Here is a 6,573-nt window from a genome sequence, read left to right as displayed (position 1 = left end):
GCCGGAGGGTTCTTCACTGTTGTTCCAAGTTCTATACAGTTTCCTTGGCCTTCGTCTATAGTCGCGAGACTCGGCTCCCTCTTTTCCCCTTCGCAGGGCCTTTTTGACGACGCGGCAGGATTCACTTCATGTTGCGGCCTGGATTGTTGCTCGCCCGATCTCCGACCGGTACTTTTGTCGATGCGCTTTTACACACAGATTTCGCCATGTGCAAGCATCCTAGCTACAAAGGCGGCTTGGTCCCTCCTTGGGTTGGACTTTCACCAACTAGATAATGCGTGCCTCTGGGCACGCCAACAAAGAAAAAAGCACTGCCTCCCCCTTGCGGCGGGCTGCAGTGCCTGTAAACATTCAACAACTCCATTACTTCGACACCGGAACCGCATCAAAATACTCTTCCAGCGTAATGCCTCTCTCCGCGATGGATGCGGCAATGTCCTTGCCTACATAACGGACATGCCAAGGCTCATACATGTATCCTGTAATGGCCTGCTTGCCTTCAGGATAACGGATGATGAAGCCGTACTCCGCCGCATGGGCTGCAAGCCAATTGGCTTCCTCTGTTCCGGCAAAACAGCTCTCTGCGGCACATTTGCCGTTAGTGCCGGAAAGGTCGATAGCCAAACCCGTCTGATGCTCGCTGTGCCCAGGTACGGCACTGTAGGTGCGGGCCTTCTCTTCCCCATCTTTGGCTACATAATTGTTGAACAACCGGGTCTGTGTAGCTTCTGAACGGTAGCCGGAAACCCCGGCCAGGTGTACGCCGTCTTTCTTGGCTCCTGCGAACATGTTCTCCAGCGCGGTAGCCGCGGCCTTGCGCATCATGCGCTTTTCAATCTTTTCAGAGAAAATAAACGGCACGTCCGGATAGACCAGGTCAGCTGGCTTATAGCCGTCCGGAAGCTTGTACTGCTTATTAATGATTGCCTCCAGGCTCTCCGGCTCCGCAGCCGTAAGCTCCGCCGACGGGTCGCCTGAACCGCTGCTGCCTGCATCCGAAGGTTTATCAGTTGCAGTTGCGGTTGGTGAAGGTTCTGCACTTGCCTGATTGCCTGAATTGTCCGGCTTGTCAGTTGGTGCAGTTGAAGGCTCGCTCCCCGTGTTCGCGCCTGTCTCCTCCGGAGTATCAGAGGCCACGGCTGAAGGCTCAGGAGCTGTGTTTGGCTGTGCCTGAAGATCATTGCCCGCACCAGCAGCCGCTCCCTCTTCCTGTGAAGCCGAAGGCGAAGGTGAGGTGTATTTACCGATTCCCCAGCCCACAGCGATTACGATGATAAATAAAATAACGATTTTCCCAGTCTTAGACATATGCCGTGTTTCCTCCCAGAAAGGTTGATGAATGTTTCACCTGGTGCTCTATCCATTATAGACAAGCATTGTATCCAAAATGTTTCAAAACCTTAAACATAACTAGCCAGGCCAGCAGGCAGGCGAAAAAAAATGTTACCACAGAACGTCAGCCCGTAAGCTGACCGTCCTAGGGTAACACAATACTGAAATCCAGCGCCTTTATCTGGACGAGCCGCGGCCCCCGCGCGAGCCGCCGGAACCGTTGCCACGGCCGCCACGCGATGAGGCATTTCCACCGCCGCTGCGTCCACCCGAGCCAAAGCCGCCTTTGCCGCCCTTGCCGCCTTGGGAGCCTTTGGAGCCGCCGCGTGAGCCGCCGCCTTTGGCTGGCGCTGCCGAACTCCAGCCGCCGGCGTCATTGCTGCGGGCCACATTCGCTCTATGCTTAGGGCTGGCCTGAGCGCCGCCCGGGTTATACCCGCTGCCCGAGCCTGCCCCTTTGGAGGCTCCATAGCTGAAGCCTCCGGCATCCGCGCCACGCGAGACATTGGCGCTGTAGCCGCTGCTTGGGCCGCCACCCGAACCGGCGGCCCCTCTGCCGCCGCGCGGGCCGGCGGCATTCCCTCCGGCTGCAGAACCTGCAGCCGGGTTGCTGCGGGCGTCGAAGCTGCCGTAGCCGCCGCCCGTTCTTGGCTTCGCCGCGCTTTTGCCGGCGGGCCCGCCGTCCCTTGGCGCAGCCGCGCCATAGGCGCTGCGCTTGCCGCCAGCCGCATCGCCGCGGCTGCGTCCTTCTGCAGGCGCGCCCCAGCCGCCTGCTTCCTTGCCACGGCCGCGTCCGCCCGGCCGTGCTCCGGCCTCAGCGCGCGGTGCTCCGCCGCAGCGCCCCTGGCCGCGCCCGCCGCGTCCAGCGCGGGCCGCTTCCGGTGCAGCGTTCTGGCGTCCGCCGCGAGGCGAACCCCCGCCAGCCTGCACAGAGGTGAATTCGCCTACGCCGAATTCATCCTTCTCGTACCGGCGACGGTCCAGCCGCTGGGAAATGCCGTGCTCGATCAGGTCGAGCCCGGCGCGTTCGCGCGGCGAAGAGAACGTGATCGCCAGTCCCTTGCCGCCTGCGCGGCCGGTCCGGCCGATCCGGTGAATGTAGCTGTCCGCATCCAGCGGCAGATCAAAGTTAAAGATATGGGTAATGCCTTCAACGTCCAGACCGCGGGCGGCGACGTCCGTAGCAACCAAAAGCTGCAGCTTAGCTTCGCGGAACCGCTTCATGACCGCTTCGCGTTTACCCTGCGACAAATCGCCGTGCAGCTCGTCGCAATCATACCCGGCCGCTTGCAGCGCTTCATTCAGCTTGGAGACCCGGCGCTTGGTCCGGCAGAAAATAATCGCCAGGTACGGACGGTCCCGCTCGATCAGGGCGATTAGCGCCTCTTCCTTGTTACGGTCCGAGCATTCCACGACCTGCTGGCGGATATTGTCCAGTGGAATAGGTGAACCGCTTTTAATAATGATATCCAGCGGCTCTTTCATGTAGTTGCTGGCCAGCCGTTTAATCGGATCCGGCATCGTCGCAGAGAAGAGCATCGTCTGGCGGCGGTAAGGCACAGCCGTAATAATCGTCTCCACATCCTCCAGGAAGCCCATATGCAGCATTTGGTCGGCTTCATCCAGCACGAGCATTTTGACTCCATTCAGATCGAGGGTTTCCCGGCGCATATGATCCAGCAATCTGCCCGGAGTCCCGATAATCAAATGTCTGCCGCCTTCCAGTTTGCGCAGCTGCTTCTCCACGTCCTGACCGCCGTAAACCGCCAGAATCTTCACGCCGGTATGGCGTGCCAGCTTGCGTGCTTCTTCCGTAATCTGCAGTGCCAGTTCGCGTGTCGGCGCCATGATGAGCGCCTGCGGATACGCCTGCTCCACACGGATCTTGTCCATAATCGGCAGCAGGAACGCGAGTGTCTTCCCTGTTCCCGTCTTGGCTCTGGCAATAACGTCCAGCCCCTGAACCAGCGGCGGAATGGCTTCTTCCTGAACTGGCGTAGGCTTCACAATGCCCTGACCCTGAAGCAGGCCGTTCAATATTTCAGATACTCCCAATTCTTTAAAACCCGGCATAGTCTCCACCTCACAATTTTCTTTAATGTTGTTCAATTCATAACACTATAGTCATCCATTTTCTGGAGTAATGTAGGCATGTTGCAGTTGCCGCCAGCGGCCTATAGCCACATATTCAAGCAGAAACGAATTCCCGTCCTGTTATGGGACGGAACCATTTCAAACAAAAGCGGAAGAACCCCGTCACCCGGAGCCCTTCCGTCTCACTAGCCGCCCTTTGCCCTGCAGATGTGCGGTCCAAGGTTCGGTTTCTGGGGCAGCAGCGATCCACCGGACGTTCAGACGGCATTCCATTTGCGTTCCATTACACTCTTTACGAATAGCTTCTTATAGGATTAAGAAGTTAACCTATATATTGTACTTGATCCAGCAGGGTTTGTGTGCAACTATCGAAGAATATTTATTCGCTAGAATCTCCCTGACTTGAAGATAGAGTACAGCAGCCACAGAATCATCAGTGCGGCAATTACAGAGCCGATCTCAACAATCGGGAAATCCCAGAGCATAGAGGGCTCTCCGCGAAGCGAGGAAGCGACAATCAGACCAGCCATAATGATGCTGAAGGCAAGGAGTACAATGCTGAAGGATAAGCGGTTTCCTACCCGGCTCAGCTTCTGCTCTATTCCCTTCAGCTCCGGCAGCCCAATCTCTACCTTCAGCTTACCCTTGCTGATCAAAGAAGACAGTTGTCTGGCCTGGGCAGGCAGCTCTACCAGACTTTCTGCAAGATCAGCTACTCCGCTGAGAATCTTGCGCTGGAGGCGGCTGCCGCTGAACCGTTGTCTCACCAGCCGCCTTCCGAAAGGCTCAGCCATCTGCACAATGCTGAAGGCCGGATCAAGATTACCGACGACACCCTCCAGCGTCAGCATCGTCTTGCCCAGCATCGCCAGGTCCGGCGGAATAACCAGCCGGTGCTTGCGGGCGATGCCAAAGAGATCGTTCAGTGCCTTGCCGATGCTTACCTGATTGAAAGGAATATCATAATAGGCTTCACGCAGCCGGTCCATATCATCGTGCAGCGCCAGCCGGTCGGCCTCCTCAGGAATGACACCGAGCCGCAGGATGGCCCTCACCATGGAGTCGGTATTCTTCCGCATCAGCGCGATAATCAGCGCCGACAGGTTGTCCTTCATTTCTTCGCTAAGCCGTCCTACCATACCGAAATCAATTAGTGCCAGCTTGCCGTCATCCATCCTCATGACATTCCCGGGATGGGGATCGGCATGAAAAAAACCATGGATAAAGATCTGATTCAGCATCATCTCCACGAGCTGCTGGGCAAGCGCCTTTAGCTTCACGCCCTTCTGCTGCAGCTCCTCACGATGGTTCAGTGTAATTCCTTCCACATATTCCATCGTGAGTATACGGGTAGAACTGTAATCCCAATAAATTGCCGGGATATAGACCTGATCTTGTTCTGTCAGCTGACCTGCAATCCGTTCCGCATTGCGCCCTTCCTGACCGTAGTCCAGTTCGGCCAGCAAGGCGCGGGAGAATTCCTCGACCATCCGGGTAAGTCCGTATTGTTTCGCCCAGTCCATCCTTCTCTCGGCCAGGGCGCCGAGATCCTGTAGAATCTCCAGATCCCTTGTCATGGTCCGCATGACACCAGGACGCTGTATTTTGACCGCTACACTCTGTCCTCCATGCAGGACGGCCCGGTGGACCTGGCCGATGGAAGCTGCAGCGAGCGGGGCATTCTCAAAGTAACTGAACATCTCATCAATAGACTGATCAAGCTCTTGCTCCAAAATATGGCGCGCAGTTTCCGCCGAGAACGGTGGGACACTGTCCTGAAGCTTCACCAGTTCCTGAATAATGGAATCGGGCAGCAGATCAGAGCGGGTGCTGGCCAGTTGGCCCAGCTTCACAAAGGTTGGCCCCAAATCCTCCAGCACCCGGCGGATCCGCTCTCCGAGCGTCAGACTCTCGTGAACCTCCTGGGTAATCATCCGCCGCGGAAGGGACAGCAGGTGGTAGAGGCCGAGTTCCTCCACCATATAACCGAAGCCATGACGCATGAGCGCCATGGCAATAGACCGGTACCGTCCGGCATGTCTTATACGTACCGCCATTTAATCCGTACGCGTTTCCGGCAATGTCTCCTCCGGGGAAGGAGAGCCTTCCAGTTCGGCCACACGGCGTTCCAGGACTGCAATCCGTGCTTCCAGCTCGGCAACGTCACTCTGGACAGGGATCTTAAGTTCTTTTAGCACGCGCTCAACCTGCTCATGAACCGCAGACTTGAACACGCCGCGCTCTTCCTCGCCCCGCTCCACAAGCCGGTCCACCAGAGCCTTGGATTCGGACGGCGCAAGCTCGCCCCTTTTCACCAGCTCTTCGACTACCTTCTCTACCTTTTCCTTGCTGACAATGGTGAGGCCTACTCCTAAAGAGATTGCTTTCTTGAACAAATCACTCATGGCACTTTCCTCCCAATGATTCCAGTTATGGATAAAGTATACCCTTTAGCGGGCAATTTCACAAAGCTTAAGGCTGCTGAAGCCCGTTGTCAGGATCATTATCTGGGAATCCGTGCTGCCCAGGTGGCTGCCCGGAGGATCAGCTGGCGGATCGCCGGATGGGTGAAGGAAGGCTCATGGTGACCAGGCATCAGAAATACTACCCGCCCAAGCCCGAAGCTATGGCACCAGGCCGCCGGCCGCATCTCACCTTCCGCTTCATACTCTAGCAATATGGTTTTGTCCGTAAATGGGTCGAATTCAAAGGTGTACGGCTCCTCATCAAGCTGAAAATCTTCAATACCCTCCGTAATGTCATGCTCCAGCACTTTGAAGTTCAGCGGAGCATACGGCGGATGACCGGTAAATCTGCCGCCGATCAGCTGCGCCAGCTCGTTACGCTTGGCCAGTGAGATTCCGGTATGCAGGACGATCAGTCCGCCGCCGCCGCTTACATAGCTCAGCAGACCGGCAGTCTGCTGGGGGGAGACCGTCTCATTCCATAATTCATTGTATGCGATGCATAGATCATACCCGGCCAGATGCTCGCTGAGCAGCAGCTTTTTATTCTCCGAACACTGAACAATCAGCAGATCATTCAGGATTTCACTAATTTGTTTATCCACACCCTGCAGCGGATGGAACCGGGGATGGGTATAGTCACCCAAAAGCAGACATTTTCTCTTGTCCATAGGGGGCCTCC

The 6,573-nt window shown here is 56.6% G+C and carries 5 protein-coding genes; all 5 read right to left on the bottom strand.

From position 1 onward, the window contains the following. Window positions 1-363: 363 nt before the first annotated feature. The 5 genes from A3844_RS16940 to A3844_RS16920 all read right to left on the bottom strand — a co-directional run bounded on the left by A3844_RS16940 (window position 364) and on the right by A3844_RS16920 (window position 6,562). Entirely contained in the window at window positions 364-1,308 is a 945-nt protein-coding gene (locus A3844_RS16940) for a M15 family metallopeptidase (protein WP_083606903.1), read from the bottom strand. Window positions 1,309-1,509: 201 nt separating this feature from the next. Then, on the bottom strand, window positions 1,510-3,405 hold the full coding sequence (locus A3844_RS16935) for a DEAD/DEAH box helicase (protein WP_083606902.1): 1,896 nt from the start codon (window positions 3,403-3,405) through the stop codon (window positions 1,510-1,512). Window positions 3,406-3,812: 407 nt separating this feature from the next. Continuing rightward, complete coding sequence (locus A3844_RS16930) at window positions 3,813-5,483, bottom strand: ABC1 kinase family protein (protein WP_074108024.1); 1,671 nt, start codon at window positions 5,481-5,483, stop codon at window positions 3,813-3,815. Further along, a complete protein-coding gene (locus A3844_RS16925; RefSeq protein WP_074087370.1) occupies window positions 5,484-5,831 on the bottom strand; it encodes a phasin family protein in 348 nt (115 codons plus the stop codon). It abuts the gene before it with no gap. Window positions 5,832-5,929: 98 nt separating this feature from the next. Then, window positions 5,930-6,562 (bottom strand): ThuA domain-containing protein, encoded by a 633-nt coding sequence (locus A3844_RS16920; RefSeq protein ID WP_074101983.1) that lies wholly within the window; start codon window positions 6,560-6,562, stop codon window positions 5,930-5,932. Between the last annotated feature and the right edge of the window lie 11 nt (window positions 6,563-6,573).

This window comes from Paenibacillus helianthi (assembly GCF_001909055.1).
GTDB classification, from domain to species: domain Bacteria; phylum Bacillota; class Bacilli; order Paenibacillales; family Paenibacillaceae; genus Paenibacillus_AQ; species Paenibacillus_AQ helianthi.
Note: the sequence above shows the minus strand (reverse complement) of the source record. Positions and strands in the feature narration are given on the sequence as shown.